Origin of the sequence: Basfia succiniciproducens (assembly GCF_011455875.1) — a bacterium.
In the GTDB taxonomy this organism is placed as follows: domain Bacteria; phylum Pseudomonadota; class Gammaproteobacteria; order Enterobacterales; family Pasteurellaceae; genus Basfia; species Basfia succiniciproducens.
In genome coordinates, this window is the sequence record NZ_CP015031.1 from 1,614,684 (window position 1) to 1,634,497 (window position 19,814).

The 19,814-nt window shown below is 43.5% G+C and carries 17 protein-coding genes; 7 read left to right on the forward strand and 10 right to left on the reverse strand.

Features of this window, described 5'->3' with window-relative positions:
- Positions 1-61 precede the first annotated feature (61 nt).
- The 3 genes from A4G13_RS07440 to mobA all read right to left on the reverse strand — a co-directional run bounded on the left by A4G13_RS07440 (position 62) and on the right by mobA (position 2,680).
- Positions 62-1,453 (reverse strand): DHA2 family efflux MFS transporter permease subunit, encoded by a 1,392-nt coding sequence (locus A4G13_RS07440; protein WP_011201209.1) that lies wholly within the window; start codon positions 1,451-1,453, stop codon positions 62-64.
- Between the two features lie 26 nt (positions 1,454-1,479).
- Positions 1,480-2,019, reverse strand: a complete 540-nt coding sequence (gene mobB / locus A4G13_RS07445) for a molybdopterin-guanine dinucleotide biosynthesis protein MobB (RefSeq protein WP_226977684.1) — start codon at positions 2,017-2,019, stop codon at positions 1,480-1,482.
- An 88-nt stretch (positions 2,020-2,107) separates the two neighbouring features.
- The gene (gene mobA / locus A4G13_RS07450; RefSeq protein WP_090655526.1) at positions 2,108-2,680 is read right to left on the reverse strand and encodes a molybdenum cofactor guanylyltransferase MobA; all 573 of its coding nucleotides are present in this window, start codon (positions 2,678-2,680) and stop codon (positions 2,108-2,110) included.
- 76 nt (positions 2,681-2,756) lie between these two features.
- On the opposite strand from mobA, the gene A4G13_RS07455 reads away from it, so the two are divergent.
- The 3 genes from A4G13_RS07455 (at position 2,757) to A4G13_RS07465 (ending at position 4,066) form a co-directional block, all read left to right on the forward strand.
- Positions 2,757-3,023, forward strand: a complete 267-nt coding sequence (locus A4G13_RS07455) for a YihD family protein (RefSeq protein WP_011201213.1) — start codon at positions 2,757-2,759, stop codon at positions 3,021-3,023.
- 28 nt (positions 3,024-3,051) lie between these two features.
- On the forward strand, positions 3,052-3,666 hold the full coding sequence (gene dsbA, locus A4G13_RS07460) for a thiol:disulfide interchange protein DsbA (protein ID WP_090655522.1): 615 nt from the start codon (positions 3,052-3,054) through the stop codon (positions 3,664-3,666).
- Between the two features lie 70 nt (positions 3,667-3,736).
- Positions 3,737-4,066 carry a MaoP family protein gene (locus A4G13_RS07465; protein ID WP_011201215.1) on the forward strand — a complete coding sequence of 110 codons (330 nt, stop codon included), beginning with the start codon at positions 3,737-3,739 and terminating at the stop codon, positions 4,064-4,066.
- 74 nt (positions 4,067-4,140) lie between these two features.
- Here A4G13_RS07465 and A4G13_RS07470 read toward each other — a convergent pair whose 3' ends face one another.
- The 6 genes from A4G13_RS07470 to malK all read right to left on the reverse strand — a co-directional run bounded on the left by A4G13_RS07470 (position 4,141) and on the right by malK (position 10,629).
- On the reverse strand, positions 4,141-4,428 hold the full coding sequence (locus A4G13_RS07470; protein WP_090655518.1) for a putative quinol monooxygenase: 288 nt from the start codon (positions 4,426-4,428) through the stop codon (positions 4,141-4,143).
- Positions 4,429-4,506: 78 nt separating this feature from the next.
- Entirely contained in the window at positions 4,507-6,222 is a 1,716-nt protein-coding gene (gene proS / locus A4G13_RS07475) for a proline--tRNA ligase (RefSeq protein ID WP_090655514.1), read from the reverse strand.
- 113 nt (positions 6,223-6,335) lie between these two features.
- Complete coding sequence (gene pdxH / locus A4G13_RS07480) at positions 6,336-6,968, reverse strand: pyridoxamine 5'-phosphate oxidase (protein ID WP_090655637.1); 633 nt, start codon at positions 6,966-6,968, stop codon at positions 6,336-6,338.
- Between the two features lie 152 nt (positions 6,969-7,120).
- Entirely contained in the window at positions 7,121-8,020 is a 900-nt protein-coding gene (gene malM, locus A4G13_RS07485) for a maltose operon protein MalM (RefSeq protein ID WP_090655510.1), read from the reverse strand.
- Between the two features lie 120 nt (positions 8,021-8,140).
- Positions 8,141-9,406, reverse strand: a complete 1,266-nt coding sequence (locus A4G13_RS07490) for a maltoporin (RefSeq protein WP_090655507.1) — start codon at positions 9,404-9,406, stop codon at positions 8,141-8,143.
- Between the two features lie 104 nt (positions 9,407-9,510).
- Entirely contained in the window at positions 9,511-10,629 is a 1,119-nt protein-coding gene (gene malK / locus A4G13_RS07495) for a maltose/maltodextrin ABC transporter ATP-binding protein MalK (RefSeq protein ID WP_090655504.1), read from the reverse strand.
- A 362-nt stretch (positions 10,630-10,991) separates the two neighbouring features.
- Between malK and malE the strand changes: the two genes are divergently transcribed.
- From malE to A4G13_RS07515, 4 genes are all read left to right on the forward strand, one after another.
- The gene (gene malE / locus A4G13_RS07500; RefSeq protein ID WP_090655501.1) at positions 10,992-12,182 is read left to right on the forward strand and encodes a maltose/maltodextrin ABC transporter substrate-binding protein MalE; all 1,191 of its coding nucleotides are present in this window, start codon (positions 10,992-10,994) and stop codon (positions 12,180-12,182) included.
- A gap of 81 nt (positions 12,183-12,263) precedes the next feature.
- Positions 12,264-13,799 carry a maltose ABC transporter permease MalF gene (gene malF / locus A4G13_RS07505; RefSeq protein WP_090655498.1) on the forward strand — a complete coding sequence of 512 codons (1,536 nt, stop codon included), beginning with the start codon at positions 12,264-12,266 and terminating at the stop codon, positions 13,797-13,799.
- A gap of 55 nt (positions 13,800-13,854) precedes the next feature.
- Positions 13,855-14,745: a maltose ABC transporter permease MalG gene (gene malG / locus A4G13_RS07510; protein ID WP_011201225.1), complete on the forward strand. Its 891-nt coding sequence runs from the start codon at positions 13,855-13,857 to the stop codon at positions 14,743-14,745.
- Positions 14,746-14,952: 207 nt separating this feature from the next.
- The gene (locus A4G13_RS07515; RefSeq protein WP_090655495.1) at positions 14,953-17,010 is read left to right on the forward strand and encodes an alpha-amylase; all 2,058 of its coding nucleotides are present in this window, start codon (positions 14,953-14,955) and stop codon (positions 17,008-17,010) included.
- A 64-nt stretch (positions 17,011-17,074) separates the two neighbouring features.
- On the opposite strand, the gene malT is transcribed toward A4G13_RS07515, so the two are convergent.
- Positions 17,075-19,801 carry an HTH-type transcriptional regulator MalT gene (gene malT / locus A4G13_RS07520; RefSeq protein WP_090655492.1) on the reverse strand — a complete coding sequence of 909 codons (2,727 nt, stop codon included), beginning with the start codon at positions 19,799-19,801 and terminating at the stop codon, positions 17,075-17,077.
- Positions 19,802-19,814 lie beyond the last annotated feature (13 nt).

The window sequence follows — 19,814 nt, forward strand, 5'->3', positions numbered from 1 at the left end:
GTTCTAAGATAAAACTAAACCAATCATAAAGTAAATAATCAATCATTATTTATTATAACTATTACTTATGTAAATGCGCACCGTCTTCCTTTTTTAATCCGCTCAGAACAAGCACTAACAAAACGCCGAAACTCGCCGAAGTTAAATAGGTGTAGCCGAAAGCTTGTTGCAATTGCACCGCACTTTCACCGATAAAATAACGATAAAGGCTTAAAATCAAAGCGGAAACCGCAATTCCCAAACCGATGCCCACTTGCTGTACAACACTTAAAAACGTCGAACCGGCACTGGCGTCCTGGTCGCTTAACTCGCTAATCGTTAATGTATTTACCGCCGTAAACACAATAGAAATGCAACCGCCATAAAGCGCCACGTTAACAATTAATATCCAAACAGGGCTGTCGATGTGTAAAAATGACATGACGGCAATAGACAGAGTTAATACAATTGAGGCGCTAATTAACGCAGTACGGTATCCGAGTTTGGTTAAAATACGTCCGCACAAAGGTTTGACTAACATCGAACTCAGCGCAATCGGCGCAATCAACATCCCCGCTTTATCCGCGCTATAATGAAAAACCACCTGATACATCAACGGCAACAGAAAGGGAATACCCGAAGCGCAAAGGCGAATCAGCATATTCGCCATAATGCCGACCCGAAAGGTACGGATTTTAAACAATGATAAAGGCAACAATGCCAGCCGTTCGCGTTTTTGGGCATGAAAACAATAAGTAATAATTAAAATCACCCCTAAAATAACGATAACCGTAGCCTGCCATTTAGCAATAAATTCTTCGCTGATGAGATCAAAACCTAAAGTTACGCCGACTAAACCGCCGCCCAGAAAGAAAAATCCCGCCCAGTCAAGTTTTTGCAAACTGCCCGTTACATTCGGCATGTAACGGTTCGCCAGCCAAATACCCAACAAACTCATAGGAATATTAATTAAAAAAATCCAATGCCAACTGGTATAAGTCACGATCCAGCCGCCTAAAATCGGGCCAAGAATAGGACCGGTTAAACCGGCGGTCGCCATTAAATTCCAGACCGGCAATAACTCCTGTTTCGGCACGCTGCGAATAATCGAAAGTCGTGCAACCGGCATCATTAATGCGCCGCCAAAGCCCTGTAACACTCGGGAAAAAATCAGCATAATTAAAGAAGAAGACATCGCACAGGCTAAAGAACCCAGCGCAAACATACCGACGGCAAAACGAAAGACCCGCAAGGTGCCGTATTTATCGGCGACCCAGCCGCTAATAGGAATAAACAATGCCACAGTCAACGCATAGCTAATCACCGCTAACTGCATTTCTAAGGGAGAATGATGAAGATCCGCGGCAATGGTCGGCAATGCCGTATTTAATATAGTGGCGTCCAAAGATTGCATAAACAAGGCGCTTGCCGCAATCCATGCTAAAGAACGATAATTTGCTTCACCACTTGCCATAATACTTCCCGAATTACTTTCTCACTTTATTTAGCAAAATTTTCGTTTTTTTGACCGCACTTTTCTTCATACCAACGTTGAATAAACCGTGCGACGGCGGGAACATCATTAATATTTAAATCCGGCAGGTTTTGAACGAGCGGATAATCCGTTGCGGTGGCTATAACATACTCATCTAATTCGGGTAACGTTTTTTCCATTCCTTTGCGGTGTAACAAAATCTTCGCAATAGGTTCCTGCTTAAAGCCTTCCACCAGCACTAAATCCGTTAATGCGCTGTCAAATTGACCGGCTAAATAGCTTAACGATACCGGTTGTCGGGTTTCCGTCATAATAGCCCAGCGCCGGTCACAGGTCATAATCACCTGGCTGGCACCCGCTTCTTTCATACGCCAACTGTCTTTGCCCGGTTTATCAATATTTACATCATGATGAGTATGCTTAATAACCGCGACACGAATACCCAATCCGGTCAGTTGCGGCACTAGTTTTTCCAATAGGGTTGTTTTGCCGCTGCCACTATAACCGGTAATGCCCAGCATTGGCAGGCTGTTTTGTGTCGTCATCTTATTCATCTCATCAAAAATCATGACGAAATTATATAATGCTTAACCCAACTTCTCTAGAAAAAACGTAGCGCTTTTTATTTTGCGACTATGGCGAATTAAGATCCGCCAAATTATTGATATTAATAAAGCCTTGTTTTTCCGTACTAAAATCTACCGCTACGGCACCGTGCATTTGCATAAACTGCAGCATCCGACGTTCTCCGCCGGCGAGATAATCCGCCAATGCGTTTTTTAATTGAGTAGAAACCAAACAAAAAGTCGGATGATCGCGTTCGCCGTCGTGGGCATAAGCCAACGAAATTTGCGAAAATTCCACCGCACTTTTTAGTTTTTCCAATAAATTCAACGGAAAATTAGGACAATCACAGGGCACAAATAACACATAATCGCTGGTCGCCCGTTCCAATGCGGTTAATATTCCGCTCAACGGACCTTGAAAGCCAGCAAGTCTATCGCCAAACACCGGCACGCCAAGGCGGGCATAAATTTCCTGGTTACGGTTCGCATTAATGGAAATCCGCTCAATTTGACGGTGAAGATGCTGATAAACGGTCTCAATTAAGGGCTTACCCCGCCAAAATTGCAAGCCTTTATCCACCCCGCCCATACGTCGACCGAGTCCGCCCGCTAAAATTACTGCGCTAATTGTTATCGTCATAAATTGTCAACCGCTCTTAATTCAAGTATGATTCGCACCATCTTTTTTTATTTATTAGGATAATAAGGAAAACTTTATGAAATGTCATCGTCTTAATGAAGTCTTAGAGCTTCTTCAGCCTTACTGGTCGAAAGATTCGGATTTAAATTTAATTCAGATTCTGCAAAAAATCGCCGACGAAGCGGGCTTTGAAAAACCGCTGGCGGAATTATCCGACGAAGTGATTATTTATCATCTGAAAATGCACGGCACGGACAAACTGGAACCGATTCCGGGCATTAAAAAAGATTATGAAGAAGACTTTAAAACCGCCATTTTAAAAGCGCGTGGCATTATCAAATAATTTTCGTTTTATTTTAAGGATCTATCGTATGAAAAAATTGTTTCTGGCTTGTTTTACAGCCTTAGCCACCGTGACTTTCCAAGTGCAGGCGACGGATTTAACCGAAGGCAAACAATATGAAGTATTGGCATTAGAACATTCCGCACAACCTGAAGTGGTTGAATTTTTCTCCTTCTACTGCCCGCATTGTTATTCCTTTGAAATGCAATACAAAATTCCGGAAAAAATCAAGCAAGCCATTCCTGCAAATGCCTCATTCAAACAATATCATGTTAATTTCTTAGGCAGCCAGGGTGAAAACCTAACCAGAGCCTGGGCGTTAGCCATGGCAATCGGCGCTGAAGATAAAATAAGAGCGCCATTATTCAAAGCCGCTCAAGCTAATAGTCTTCGTTCTATGGACGACATTCGCCAAATTTTCATTGATAACGGCGTTACCGCAGAACAATTCGACGGCAGCATTAACAGTTTCGCAGTGACTGCGTTAGTCAATAAACAAACTAATCTTGCCGAACAATTTAAAGTCCGCGGCGTACCGGATTTTTATGTGAATAATAAATTCCATATCAATATGGAAGGATTATCCCATGATAATTTCGTACAAGACTATGTTGACACGGTAAATGAATTATTAAGCAAATAATTATTTGCAAAAAGGCAAAAAAGTGGTTTAATGCCTGCCACTTTTTTAAAGTACAGACAGAGAGGATATTATGGCTGAAAGTTTTAGCGTTGAACGTCGTTTCTTCGACGACAAAAATTACCCACGAGGTTTTGCACGTCACGGTGACTACACAATTAAAGAATCGCAAGCTCTTGAACAATACGGTCAAGCGTTTAAAGCATTAGATTCCGGTGAACGTGCGCCTGTAACCGATGAAGAAGAATTATTTGTTTCTTTCTGCCGTGGTGAACGCCCTGCCGCAACATTTTTCGAAAAAACCTGGAACAAATACCGTTCCCGTATCTCTGCCACTAAACGCGTTTACACATTATCAGGTGTTGTAGGCGACGGCTTGGACGAATTCAACGCAAACGACTAATTTTAAGTTGAATACCAAAACAAAAGGCTTGAATATTGTTCAAGCCTTTTTCTTCATAAAAATTTACCGCACTTTTAAGCAAGATAATCCACCACATTAATTTCTAATTCGGCAGATAAAATATCCGCAAATTTTGCACCGGCTTCAATAAAATGCGGCTGTTGCGTATGAAGTTTCAAATCTTCCATAGACTGCCATTGTTCAATAAAGGTATAAGTATTTTCTTTACCCTGAACCAGGCCGCAGGCATAAGATATACAGCCCTGATCCCCGCGGGATTTCGCCACTAATTCTTTAACCACATCTTCAAATGCGGTAATTTTATCCGCTTTCACTTTTGCTATTGCATAAACTGCGATCATAATTTACTCCTTATTGATTTAACTAAAAGTGCGGTCGAAATTTGCAAAATTTTCACCGCACTTTTATGCCGGGATACATTAAACGTTTACGTTCGCTTTTAAAAAATCCAGCAATTGATCTTTGGCAATCATCTGTTTTTCACTCGTGCGGCGGTTTTTATATTCGATTTCGCCGTTCTCCAGATTTTTCTCGCCGATAATCACCATGTGCGGCACACCGATTAATTCCATATCCGCAAACATCACGCCCGGGCGTTCTTTGCGATCATCAAAAATAACTTCTACGCCTTGGGCAAGCAAGGTTTGATAAAGCTCTTCCGCATAATCCTGAACGCTTTCCGATTTGTGCATATTCATCGGCACAATCGCCACGGTAAACGGCGCAATGGCATCACTTGGCCAAATAATACCGCGCTCGTCATGATGTTGTTCAATCGCCGACGCCACCACGCGGGTTACCCCGATACCGTAACAACCCATAGTCATCACCAGCGGTTTGCCGTCTTCGCCTTGTACAGTGGCATTCATCGCTTCCGAATATTTCTGACCTAATTGGAAAATATGCCCCACTTCAATACCGCGTTTAATTAGTAACGTGCCTTTGCCGTCCGGACTTGGATCGCCCTCAACCACATTACGTAAATCCGCGATCTTAGGCAAGGCTACATCACGTTCCCAGTTAATGTTGAAATAATGCTTACCGTCAATATTCGCACCGGCGCCGAAATCGCTCATAAGCGCTACCGAACGGTCAATAATAACGGGAATATTCAGATTGACCGGGCCTAACGAGCCCACGCCCGCACCGATTTGGGCTTTAATGTCCGCTTCATCGGCAAATTCAAACGGGGACGCCACTTCCGGTAATTTTTCCGCTTTGATTTCATTCAAATCGTGGTCGCCGCGAATGATTAACGCCACTAAAGGCTGCTCTTCCGTTGCGCCTTTAACGATTAAGGTTTTCACCGTTTTTTCAATCGGTAAATTAAATTGCTCCACTAACTCCGCAATGGTTTTCGCATTCGGCGTATCTACCAACTGCATTGCGGCGCCGGGCTGCGCGCGTTCGCCCACCGCGATGGCTTCGGCGAGTTCAATATTCGCCGCATAATCGGATTCCGTTGAGAACACCACATCATCTTCGCCACTGGAAGCCAATACCTGAAATTCATGAGAAGCTGAACCGCCGATTGAACCGGTATCCGCCTGAACCGCACGGAAATCCAAACCTAAACGGGTAAAAATATTGCTATAAGTCTGATACATTACATCATAGGTTTCTTGCAAGGATTCTTTAGTGGTGTGGAAAGAATAGGCATCTTTCATAATAAATTCCCGCGAACGCATAACGCCGAAACGAGGGCGCACCTCATCGCGGAACTTGGTTTGAATTTGGTATAAATTTAACGGCAGTTGTTTGTATGAACTCACTTCGCGGCGTACCAAATCCGTAATCACCTCTTCATGGGTCGGGCCTAATACGAAATCACGATTGCCACGGTCGTTAAAACGCAGTAATTCCGGGCCGTATTGCTCCCAGCGACCGGATTCCTGCCATAATTCCGCGGGTTGCACCACCGGCATTAATACTTCGATAGCACCGCTTTTGTTCATTTCTTCACGGATAATATTTTTGACTTTTTCTAATACGCGAATCCCGGTAGGCAACCAGTTATACAAACCTGAAGCCATCGGGCGAATCATACCCGCACGTAACATTAATTGATGGCTAACCACTTGGGCGTCGTTCGGGGTTTCTTTGAGGGTTGAGAAAAGATATTTGCTTGTACGCATTATAATTGGATTCCTATTATTTTTTTAAATTAAAAAATTGTCGGTAGTTTACCATTTACCGCTGGTTTGTAGAACGGGATTCTGGAAAATTTTGCGATTCCTATTTGTTATGTCTAAGGAGATAGACGTTCCCGGACCCATTCGCCCTTTTCTAAACGATAACGAATGCGATCATGCAAACGGCTTGGACGCCCCTGCCAAAACTCGATTAATTCGGGGATCACAATATAACCGCCCCAATGAGGCGGACGGGGAACCTGCAACGGATGTTTTGCCGCGATCAAGGCGGCTTTGGTCAGCAATGAATTTTTACCGGAAATAACCGCACTCTGTTCGCTTGCCCATGCACCGATTCGGCTTGTATAAGGCCGGCTGGCGAAATATTCGTCGGAAGCCTGCGGGGAAATCAGCTCTACTCGCCCTTCTATCCTGACCTGGCGCTGTAATTCCGCCCAAAACAAATTCACCGCGGCAAAGGGATTTACCGCCAAATCCCGCCCCTTATGGCTGTGATAATTGGTGAAAAAAACCAATCCCCGCTCATTAACTTCTTTTAACAAAACCACCCGGCTGCTTGGCTTGCCGTTTTCTCCGACTGTTGCCACATTCATTGCCGTAGGTTCGTTTACTTTCGCCTGAATGGCTTCATTTAACCATTTTTCCAGCTGCTTTAACGGGTCGTCATCGCATTGTTTTTCCGATAACGCCTGTTGGCTGTATTCATTACGAATATTGTGTAAGTCTATCAATTTATTATTCCTGTATTTGGGAGCTGTTTATCTTTTATAAACAGACTCTAATAATAATCGGATTTCAGTATAAAACTTAACAAGAAAAAAGCCACCGCAAAATAAACGGTGGCGAAGATAATACCAATATGAAAAAGACAATTAGAGGATCAATTAGAATTCACATTTTTTAAGAAAATTTGGCGAGGTGATTTTAGTCCTAGTTTTTCCGCCTCGTTAACTAAATTCAGCGCTTTGTTTACGTCTTTCGCTTTCAGCGCTTTGGTTACCGCTTGATTGAAATAGGCTTCGGTATCTTTATCCACGGCGGTAACTACGGCATTTGGATTTTGCGCGGCGGTTGCCGGCGAAGCCGCCGGTTTGCCTACCGGAGTGGAAGCCTTGTTAGAACTGAAAATTTCTGTCGGTAAGCCTATAAATTTAGTGCCGTTTGCACTTGATACATTAATTTGAACTTGCCCGTTTAGGCTGTGTGCCACTTCAATGTCGTTAATTGCCGGCGGCTGTCTGCTCGTTGCTTTGGCATATAATTTGGCCGGGTGCGGCATCATTGTGGTTTTAGCTAAATCCTGTTGGGTAGTGTAAATCAACAGGTAAATATAATCCTGATTCATAGCGGGAGTTAAATTAAGTTCCGCGCTTAAACGGTTACCTTTTAACCCGCCTTCTTCCTGTAATTTAAATGAGGAGGAAGGATAAGTCGCCGCTACATTAAAATTGCCGTCCAATACTACTGCGGTCGGTACGAATAAGGTTTGATCTATAACCGGGCTTTCAATTTCAATTTCCAATGTGCCTTGATTAGCAGGTATACGGTAAGCCGCCACCGGGCTTGCAATACCGGCAAATTGTGCGGTAAACGCCTGTTTTTGTTGTTCCGTTAAGGTTGTTTTGACGGTTTGAGAAAACGGCACGTCTTGCCATTGAATTTGCGCTAATGCCGTTGAGTTAATATGAACGGGCGTACCTGCCGAACTATTTGCGATACCGGGCAAAACAACAAACATATTAGCCAATAAAAGTGCGGTTGAAATTAGTGTTTTTTTCATATTAACCTCTAAAAAAACGTCGAAAAATATTACAGTAAATCAAATATTTAAATCGTAACCGCAGCTTAAACGGTGGGCTGGCAAGCCCACCCTACGGTAACTATCCTCATTAAGCGGATTCTACCACCATGCTTCGAATTGTACACCGGCAATAAATTCAGCATCTTTTGCTTTGTAACCGGCATCAGTACGGTTAGCAATGTTGAATTTATCGTTCCAGTGGCCGTAAGTACCGAACACACGGATTGCAGGACGCGCCCAAATGCTGTCGCCCGCTTGCCATTGTTGTGCAAGCGTTACTTTAGCTAAGTCATTTTTCTTGCCTGATGATTGTTCTTTAATACGGTCATAACCTACTTCAAGCAATGTACTCATAGTTTTATTCCATTTATACATTGGGCGAACGCCGGCGGAGTACCAAGTTTTACCTTGATTATTATCTAAGTCTGTTTTCTCGTAAATCAACGCATACATAACTTCGACTTTATCGCTTGCCGCAACCACACCTTGGTTGATTAAACGAATCATATCACCTTTATTGCTTGCTGAACCGCCTTGTGAGTGACCAGTATTCCAAGATGTCATAGAGTCTGTCGCATATTGAGCAGTAAATTTATTGAAGCCACCGAAGAAGTTACCTTGAGTGTGTTCAACAGTTACCATATAACCATTTTTACTTGCACCTTCTACACGGGAAGCATGATTTTTAGTGTGTGAATTACCGTAATCAAAACCGATTTCCAAACTACCGTTTTCACTGACTTTAAGATCTGCTAAACGCACATCAATAACATCATTGTAAACGTCTTTCTTATCATCTTTATTTGATACCCAAGTTTTGGTTGTTGTATCGTAGCGCCAACCGTAAGCACCTTCAGGTTCAGTATTACGAGTTACCGCTAAAGATAATTTACCGAACCCTAAATCAATATTTTCAACCCCTGCACCCGGACCAGAAATATCCCAGTAGTAGAAGTCGTTCATATGCACGTCATGACGTTGGTAGAAGCGTTTACCCGCCCATAATGTCGCGCCAGGTAAAGAATCTAAGAAGTTTTTGAACTGAACGTTAATTTCACGTAATGCAGGATCTGTCGCTTCCCAGTCAACTTGTTGGTTTACGGAATACGCAACGTTGGTATCCAAATAAATGGATTTTTCGCCGTCTTTGAAAAGCTCCTGACCTAATTTGAATTCCGTATAGGTTTCCGCTTCGTTACCTAAACGGTATTTAGAACCGCCGCCATTCACTTGAAGAGCTGTTTGTTCACCGCCACCGGATGTCCAACCGATACCGGAACGGGCATAACCGTGGAAATCTACCGCCGCCGCACTTGTTGCAAACATCGCACCGCCGATTGCAACTGCTAGAAGTGTTTTTTTCATAATAAGACCTCTCTTATATTTTAGTCTAACTTAGGTTAATTATTAATTGATCGGGCGATACAGCCTTGCCCTAAAATCAGTAAATAAAAATGAATAGATTGCGTTTATACGCCTTTTTCCACAAATAAACGTTGGCAGGCTGTGCCGTCTTCTTTAAACAGATGACAACGCTCCGGCACAATACCGATGTTCATTTCATCGCCTTCATTAACTAGTATCACGTCGTTTTGGCGATAAATAAAAGACGGTTGTTTAATTTCCGGAATTTCTAAATGAATCTGGGTTTCGTTACCTAACAATTCCACTACTTGCACAATGCCCCTTAAACTAACTTGCGCTTGTTCTGCCGGTACTAAATGCTCGGGGCGAATACCCAAAGATAAATTTTCCCCTATATTTACCCCTTCGCCGGAAACAGGAATCCAGAAGTTGTGATGATTTGCATCCGGCAATTCAATTTTGACTTGGTTCTCTTCCACTGCGGTGACTTTCACCGGCAGAAAATTCATTTTCGGAGAACCGATAAATCCGGCTACAAAACGATTTGCCGGATAATGATAAAGCTCTAAAGGTTTGCCTACCTGAGCAACACCGCCCGCGTTTAACACCACAATTTTATCAGCGAGAGTCATCGCTTCCACTTGGTCGTGAGTTACATAGATCATGGTGCGGTTTAATTTTTTATGTAATTTAGAAATTTCTACCCGCATTTGTACGCGCAATGCGGCATCAAGATTAGAAAGCGGTTCGTCCAATAAGAATACTTCGGGCTGGGAAACAAGGGTGCGGCCTATCGCCACACGTTGGCGTTGACCGCCGGAAAGCGCTTTCGGTTTGCGATCCAGTAAATGGGCAAGTTGCAGGATTTCCGCTACCTGGTTGACCCGTTGATCCCGCTCGTTTTTTTTCACGCCCGCCAATTTCAAACCGAAAGACATATTGTCCGCTACGTCCAAATGGGGGTAAAGCGCGTAAGATTGGAACACCATACCGATACCGCGTTTGGAAGGCTCGACGTCATTCATTAATTTCTCGCCAATATACAGTTCGCCTGTGGTAATATCTTCGAGACCTGCAATCATACGCAATAGGGTTGATTTTCCACAGCCTGACGGACCGACGAAAACAACAAATTCGCCTTCATTAATTTCTAAATTAATATCTTTAGAAATATGAACGTCGCCATAAGATTTACCCACGTTGCGTAACGATACATTCGCCATAATTAAAACCTCTTATTTTGCTTGTGGTCTGATTTTGGGCTAAATAGTCGCCTTTTTACTTAAAGAAGAAATCATCCCAAAGCGATTTTTTTAAGGATTAGAACAAAAATGTTCTCATTCGCTCAAAAAAGACACAATTCAGGAAAATAAAATGAATTTTGTGATCCAGATCGGTTTTTCATGTCAATTTTTTGTGAGAATGATCACAAAAACGACAAAAGTGTTAGTTAGATCATACTTTTAATTGGGGGGGCGTAGGACAGAGGGTGATCTCAAATAGAAATAATTGCCCATAATTTGCCATAACTCAGAGAAATGAATTTCCTCTCATTTCTGTTCTTTCACCTCAAGGAGCTTAATTTATGAAAAATAAATGCGTCAAACTCACTTTAACCGCGATTGCAGGTTTAGTTCTTTCCACTTCCGTCATGGCTAAAATGACGGAAGGTAAACTTGTTATCTGGATTAACGGCGATAAAGGCTATAACGGTCTTGCGGAAGTCGGTAAAAAATTCGAAAAAGATACGGGTGTACAGGTGTTAGTGGAACATCCGGACAGATTAGAAGAAAAATTCGCCCAGGTCGCTTCAACCGGTGACGGCCCGGATATTATGTTTTGGGCGCACGACCGTTTTGGCGGTTATGCACAAGCCGGTTTATTGACGGAAGTCAGCGTAAGCAAAGAATTTAAAGATAAATTCGTTGATTTCGCCTGGGATGCGGAAACCTACAACGGTAAAATTATCGGTTATCCGGTTGCTATTGAAGCCATTTCTTTAATATATAACAAAGACTTAGTAAAAGAAGCGCCAAAATCCTGGGAAGAAATTCTTGAGTTAGACAAAAAGCTCAAAAAAGAAGGCAAAAACGCCATTATGTGGAATCTTTCCGAACCTTATTTCACCTGGCCGGTGGCCGCATCTAACGGCGCTTACGCCTTCAAATACAAGGACGGCAAATATGACGTAAAAGACATCGGTGTGAACAACGAAGGCGCGGTGAAAGCCTTACAATTTGTAGTTGATATGGTGAAAAACAAAAATATCAGCGCGGATATGGACTATGCCGTGGCGGAAGCTTCTTTTAATAAAGGTCAAACCGCATTAACCATTAACGGTCCTTGGTCTTGGGGTAATATTGATAAAAGCGGCGTAAAATACGGCGTAGCGGTATTACCTACTTTAAACGGTCAGGCGTCTAAACCGTTCGTGGGCGTATTAAGCGCCGGTGTGAACAGTGCAAGCCCGAACAAAGATTTGGCGAAAGAATTCCTGGAAAACTATTTGTTAACCGATGAAGGTTTGGATACGGTAAATAAAGATAAACCTTTAGGTGCGGTAGCGTTAAAATCTTATCAGGAAAAACTGGCGGCGGATCCGCGTATTGCGGCGACCATGGAAAATGCGAAAAACGGTGAAATCATGCCGAATATTCCGCAGATGACTTCTTTCTGGTATGCGGAAAAATCCGCAATCAACAATGCGGTAACCGGTCGTCAAACAGTGAAAGCGGCGTTGGATGATGCGCACGCCCGTATTCAAAAACAACAATAATTTTCTTAATTTGAGTGGGCTAATCCGCCCACTCCGTTTTCAAATTCACCCCAAAGTGCGGTCAAAATTCGAGGTGTTTTTATGTCCACTCTAACTCAACCCAAATCCACTCATTGGTTTAAATATCTGATAGCGGGCATTGTGCTGTTATTTGATTTTTACCTGGTCGGATTAATGTATTTGCAAGGCGAATATTTGTTTGCCATTTTAACCCTCGTAATCCTGACTTCGGGTGTTTATGTATTTACCAACAAAAATGCTTACGCATGGCGTTATGTTTATCCCGGTATTATGGGAATGACCATTTTTATTTTGTTCCCCTTAGTGGCGACCATAGCTATTGCCTTTACCAATTACAGCGGCTCGAATCAATTGTCTTTTGAACGTGCGCTTTCCGTACTTACCGAGCAACGCTATTTTGCCGGCGATAAATACAATTTTAAACTTTATCCGCAGGCGGATAATCAATATAAAATCGTGTTAACCAATCCCGCTACGGCGCAAACCTTCGTGTCCGAAAGTATTGCCTTAAAGGCGGCGGATGTGCCGGTTAGCGAACAAGCCGAGCCGACAGGCGAGATTGCACCGCTTAGAATTATTACCCAAAATCGCAGTGCTCTTCAGGCAATGAAAGTGATTTTACCGAATGACAATGAATTGACCATGAGTTCATTGCGCCAGTTTTCCGCACAAAAAGCCCGTTATCAATTCGATAAAGAAAATAACATTTTACGCAATAATGAAAACGGCAAATTATATAAAGCCAACGATGAAACCGGCTTCTTTCAGGCGGTAAACGAAAGCGGCGACTGGTTAAGCGAAACCCTTGAACCCGGTTATACGGTGGGTTCCGGTTTTCATAATTTTGTTAAAATTTTCACCGATAAAGGTATTCAAAAACCTTTTGTACAAATCTTTATTTGGACGGTGGTGTTCTCCCTATTAACCGTGGTATTCACCGTTATTCTCGGTATGGTGTTGGCTTGTTTAGTGCAATGGGAAGCCCTGAAAGGCAAAGCGATTTATCGTTTATTGTTGATTTTACCTTATGCGGTACCGTCTTTTATTTCCATCTTGATTTTCAAAGGGTTGTTTAACCAAAGTTTCGGCGAAATCAATATGATTCTGAACCAATTATTCGGTATCAGCCCCGAATGGTTTAATGATCCCTTCCTTGCCAAGGCGATGATTCTTATTGTTAACACCTGGCTCGGTTATCCTTATATGATGATTTTATGTATGGGTTTATTAAAAGCGATTCCGTCGGATTTATACGAAGCCTCGGCAATGGACGGCGCCTCTACCTGGCAAAATTTCAGCAAAATCACCTTCCCGTTGCTGCTAAAACCGTTAACTCCGTTGATGATTGCCTCTTTTGCATTCAACTTTAATAACTTCGTTCTGATTCAGTTGTTAACCAACGGTCGCCCGGACATGATCGGTACCACCACCCCGGCGGGTTATACGGATTTGCTGGTAAGTTACACCTACCGCATCGCATTCGAAGGCAGCGGCACTCAGGATTTCGGTCTGGCGGCGGCCATTGCGACCATTATCTTCCTGTTGGTGGGCGGTTTGGCGTTATTGAATATTAAAGCGACCAAAATGGAATTATAAAAATGTTTCGGGTTAAGGAATTACCCTTAACCCCCTGTTGATTTAAGGAGTATATATGGCGATTGTTCAATCTAAATCAGTGCGTTATCGCGTATGGGCAACCCATTTAATTTTAATTAGCTTTCTTGCCTTGATTATTTTTCCGTTATTAATGGTCATCGGTATTTCTTTACGTCCGGGCAACCTTGCTATCGGCGATATTATCCCAAGCCAAATTTCCTGGGAACACTGGCAGGCGGCATTAGGCTTTGAAGTGACTCACGCGGACGGCACGGTAACCCCACCGCCATTCCCGGTATTACGTTGGTTATGGAATTCCATTAAAGTGGCGACCATTACCTCTATCGGCATTGTGACCTTATCCACAACCTGTGCGTATGCTTTCGCCCGTATGAAATTCAAAGGTAAAAAGACCATTTTACAGGGCATGTTAATATTCCAAATGTTCCCGGCGGTGCTTTCCTTAGTGGCGTTATACGCCTTATTTGACCGTTTAGGACAATACGTTCCTTTCCTCGGTTTAAATACCCACGGCGGCGTGATCTTTGCTTATTTAGGCGGTATAGCGCTACATGTTTGGACAATCAAAGGTTATTTCGAAACCATTGACGGTTCTTTAGAAGAAGCGGCGGCACTGGACGGCGCCACACCATGGCAAGCCTTCCGCCTGATTTTATTACCGCTTTCCGTACCGATTTTAGCGGTGGTATTTATTCTTTCCTTTATTGCGGCGATTACCGAAGTACCGGTGGCGTCACTGTTATTGCGTGATGTGAACAGCTACACTCTGGCGGTGGGCATGCAACAATACTTATATCCGCAAAACTACTTATGGGGCGATTTTGCTGCCGCCGCTGTACTATCGGCCATCCCGATTACATTAGTGTTCTTACTGGCGCAACGCTGGTTAATCGGCGGATTAACCGCAGGTGGGGTAAAAGGTTAAATTTGCTTGTAATCCCCTCTTTAACAAAGAGGGGATCAGAATATTAAATCCGGCTCGGCTAATAATCCGGCCTTTTAACGATAGCCTCTAACCCATGCCCAATCAACAAGTACAAGCTAAAGCCTGCGCTATCGCAGAGACAGCAAAAGTGCGGTCACAAATCAAGGTTTTTTAAACCGGAAAACATTCTTTACAAATCAGGTTACTATGAAAAAATCGTTACTCTATCTTTGTTTGTTCACCTCTTCCGCAGCTTTCGCGCAAGGCTGGCAACATACGCATTTTCAGCATTTCAACGACAACGCCGAAAGCAATTTATTTCAATCGCAAACGCCGTTGGAAAAAGGTAATTATCCCTTAACTTTCACCTTTGATAACCAATGTTATCAGCCTCAAAGTGCGGTGAAATTAAATCAAACGGTTTCGCTGATTCCTTGCTCCGGCGAAGCGCCGCAGCTTCGTTTATTCCGGCAGGGCAATTATATTGCCCAAATCGATATGCGCAGCGGTACGCCGACCCTGAGAATCGGCGTGGAACAGCGGGCGGAAAACGATAATAATACGGTAAAAAGCTGTCCGGTTTGGAATAAGCAACCCATTGAAATCGACGTATCTTCAACTTTTACCGAGGGTGAATCGGTGCGGGATTTTTATTCGGGGCAAACGGCTAAAGTGAAAAACGGCAAAGTAACCATGATGCCCGCAGAAAATGCCGGCGGATTAATTCTGTTGGAGAAAAGTGCGGATAAAAAAACGGAAGTTTTTGACTGGAAAAACGCTACCGTTTATTTTGTCCTTACCGACCGCTTCCACAACGGAAATCCCGCCAACGATAACAGTTACGGACGGCATAAAGACGGCATGCAGGAAATCGGCACCTTTCACGGCGGTGATTTGCAGGGCTTAACGGCAAAACTGGATTATTTGCAACAATTAGGGGTAAACGTGTTATGGATCAGCTCGCCGCTGGAACAAATGCACGGTTGGGTCGGCGGCGGCAATAAGGGCGATTTTCCTCATTACGGCTACCATGGCTACTACCATCTTGATTGGACAAAACTGGATGCTAACATGGGAACGGAGGCGGATCTGAAAAATCTGATGCGGCAAGCTCACCGGCGCGGTATCCGGGTGCTGTTTGACGTCGTGATGAACCACACCGGCTATGCCACTCTTGCCGATATGCAGGAATTTAACTTCGGCGATTTTTATCTCAAACCGGAAGAAATGACCGCTACCCTTGGCAAAAAATGGACAAACTGGCAACCGAAAAAAGGACAAAACTGGCACAGTTTTAACGACTTCATCAAATTCGGCGATAGCAAAGCCTGGCAAAACTGGTGGGGAAAAGATTGGGTGCGGGCTGACATCGGCGATTACGACAGCCCTAAATTCGACGATTTAAAAATGTCGCTTTCCGCCTTACCGGATTTAAAAACGGAAAGCGAAAGTGCGGTCAAATTACCGCGATTTTTTCAACATAAAAACACCAATGCAAAAGAATTGGCAAATGCCAAAGTGCGCGATTATTTAATCACATGGTTAACGGATTGGGTGCGCCGATACGGCGTTGACGGTTTCCGCGTGGATACGGCAAAACATGTGGAAAAACCTACCTGGCTTGCGTTGAAACAGGCTTCGCAACAAGCCTTAAAAGAATGGCAACAAAAAAATCCGCAAGAAAGTTTCGGCGACGATTTCTGGATGACGGGCGAAGCCTGGGGCCACGGCGTATTCAAAAGCGATTATTATCAGAACGGTTTTGACGCTATGATTAATTTTGATTTTCAGGATCAGGCAAAAAATGCATTGGACTGTTTTGCCCGGATTGACCCCGTATATCAAGACATGAGCAATAAACTGAAAGATTTCAATGTGTTGAGTTATTTATCTTCCCACGACACCCGATTATTTTTCCATTCCGACAGCGAACGCAATGCGGTAAAACAAAAAACCGCGGCTAACCTGCTTCTTCTTTCTTCGGGGGCGGTGCAGATTTATTACGGGGATGAAAGCGGGCGTGAGTTCGGTGCCACCGGCTCCGATCCGGTACAGGGCACTCGTTCGGATATGAACTGGAAGGAGTTGCAAAATGATCAAAGTAAACAGGCGTTGCATCAGCACTGGCAAAAATTGGCGCAATTCCGCCAACGTCACCGGGCTGTCGGAGCCGGCGTTCATCAAACCCTAAAATCGGAAGGATACTTTGCTTTCAGCCGAACTCTTGGCGAAGATAAAGTGATGGTGGTTTGGGCCGGGAATTAGATAAATCAGAAAAAGTGCGGTCGAAATTTTGAAAGTTTTTCGCCGCACTTTGATTTTAGTGTTCTTAATTATATCCCATCAATGCCAGTAATTCTTTGGTGTAACTGATAGCTTCGTTGCGGTTGGTTACGCCGATTTTTTGATAAAGATTGCGGATGTGGGTTTTGATGGTCGTGGCCGCCACCTGCAATTCATCGGAGATTTGCTCATTGCTGTAACCGGAATAAATCAGCCCCAACACCTGCCATTCCCGTTGAGTCAGCGGACTGATTTTCAAAAGCTCGGGAACTTTCGGATTTTTCAATAACTGGCTGACAAAAGTTTCGTCAAAGTGGGCGAATTTATGCCGGTAGAATTGGTTAATATTGCGCAAAATAAACTGCGCTTTATGTAAAACCAGTTCGTCCAGTACATTTAATTGCAATAAATTACGGATTTGTTGCGCCATCACATCGCCTTCAACCACAAAAGCGCTGATAAAATTGGTTTGTCGCGTCAGTTTCAGAGCGGCGATGAGATCCTGTTGCGCCAGCTCTTTCGCACCTTGCAGAAAATAAAGACGATTACGCACAATTAAAGCACGATTCAAATCGCTGGTGAGTGAAAATTTCTCGGCGGTTTCAATTAAATTATCCAAAATTTCCTGCGCTTTATCATACTGCCCCAACAGAATTCTTGCCCGCGCAATATTACGCCATTGAATTTGAGTGAAATGATTTTTATCTGAAATCGGTGCGGGATTCTGAATTAACCAATTGCGTGCGGCGGCGCCGTCATTAGTCATTTGCCAATAAAGCATCCGTACTTGATCCGCACTTGCCGTCCAGTCATGATGATAAGCATGAGAACGTTCCAACTGTTCGACTTCGTTCAACAAACGCGAGGTATTATCTAAATTACCCCGCACTAAAGAAATTTTAGTTAATAGTGCCAGGCATTGCAGTTTATCCTCAAATTTTTGCAATGCGTTCATGCCGGCAACCGCCATGGATTCCGCTTTATCAAGATTGTACCATTCCCACAGAATTTTACCTTTCAATCGCAAAAGAAACTCATACATCGGCACTTTTTGCAGATGGTTTTCTTTTACGAATTCACTGGCTTTATCCAACATATCATAAGCGGCTTGAGAGAAACCTTGAGCAAGCAAAATTTCCGATTGCTGCAATAATGACCAGAGAATATTGTGATAAGTATGATGTTGGCGCGCCATACGTTCGGCTTTTTGCAACATAGACAAGGCTTCGGCAAGATTGCCGTGGCAATGATGCGCCTCGCCGATAATGGATGTCGCGACAATATGAGCGTAATAGGCGTTTTCCGACAAATCTTTCAGAGCATCGGAAGCTAACTGAAGCGCGGTGTTTTCATCACCGGAATTAATGGCAACCTGCGCGCGCAATACGTTAAATTCCGCTTGTGCGGTTTTACTTAATTCCACTTTATTTTCATTCAGCGCCCGCGAAAACTCCGCTAAAATACCGCTCACTTCGACATGACGGTGCTGACTTTGCACCAACCAGGCTTTAAGCAGCACTAAATTCGTATGTTCCGTTAAATGGGCATAATCAAGGCTGTTTAAACTTTCTTCCAATAATTGCAATTCGCCTTGATGGAATACCGTCCATGCGTGTTCATCCAAGATTTCCAGCAATAAACAGGTATCCGATAACTGCATCGCATGATGCAGAGCTTCCGTTACATAACCCAGTTTCAGCCAGGCCTGCGCCGCGCGCCGGTGGAGTTGCGATAATTCGTCATACAATTCGTGCTGGCAACAGAAATTTAGGAACGAGGCAAATAACGGGTGAAACTTCCACCAGCTGTCATCCACGGTTTGCCACTTGCTGTTCGCCATTTGTTGTAAGAACAAGCCCTGTTTCTCAAGCGATTCCAGTTTTTTACGACTGTTCGGTTCGCCGGTTACCGCCTCAACCAAGGTTTCGTTCATGGAATGGAGTACGGAACAACGCAAAATAAATAAGCGCGTACTTTTATCCACTTTATTTAACACTTCGTCGGCCAAATATTCGTTAATATGGAAATTATTGGATTTCGCTAAGCGTTTGGCAATATCCTGTAGCGGTACTTGCAGAGTTTGAGATTTATTTTTTGCAAATAAACTAATAAGTTGTAAAGCGGTCGGCCAGCCTTCCACTTCGTTACAAAGCTCGATAATATCCTGTTGTTTTAATTCGGAACCCAATCTCGCCTGGAAAAACGCCACACTTTCCTGATGATCAAACATAAGCTGATTAATGTCGATTTCCAACAGTTGTTCCTGCACCCGCAAACTGGCGACACTTAAAGGAGGAACGGAACGAGAGATAAGGATGAGAGTCATATTGGCGGGTTGATGTCTAATCCAATATTTCAACGCTTCATGGATTTCGTCATTCTCGATCAAATGATAATCATCGATAACTAAATAAAAATGCTGAGGGAAACCGGAGGCTTTAATCAACAGTTGATTAAATAAGGCTAATAAGTTAGCCTTGCGGTTTTCCTCCAGCAGAACATCGACTTCTTCATTAATGGCCGAATGTAATGCCGCGCTGAAATAGACGGCAAAACGATCCGAATTATTATCTCCTTCATCCAGCCCGTACCAGCCTACGTTCTTTTTATCTTCTATCCATTGCGATACCAAGGTGGTTTTACCATAGCCCGCCGGTGCGTTAATCAACACTACAGGATAGAAAGCGGATTTATCCAATTCTTGAATCAGACGGGTACGTGGGACGCTGTTTTGTAAGCGAAAAGAGCAAACAAGTTTTGACGGTATTAACATAATAAATCTTAAT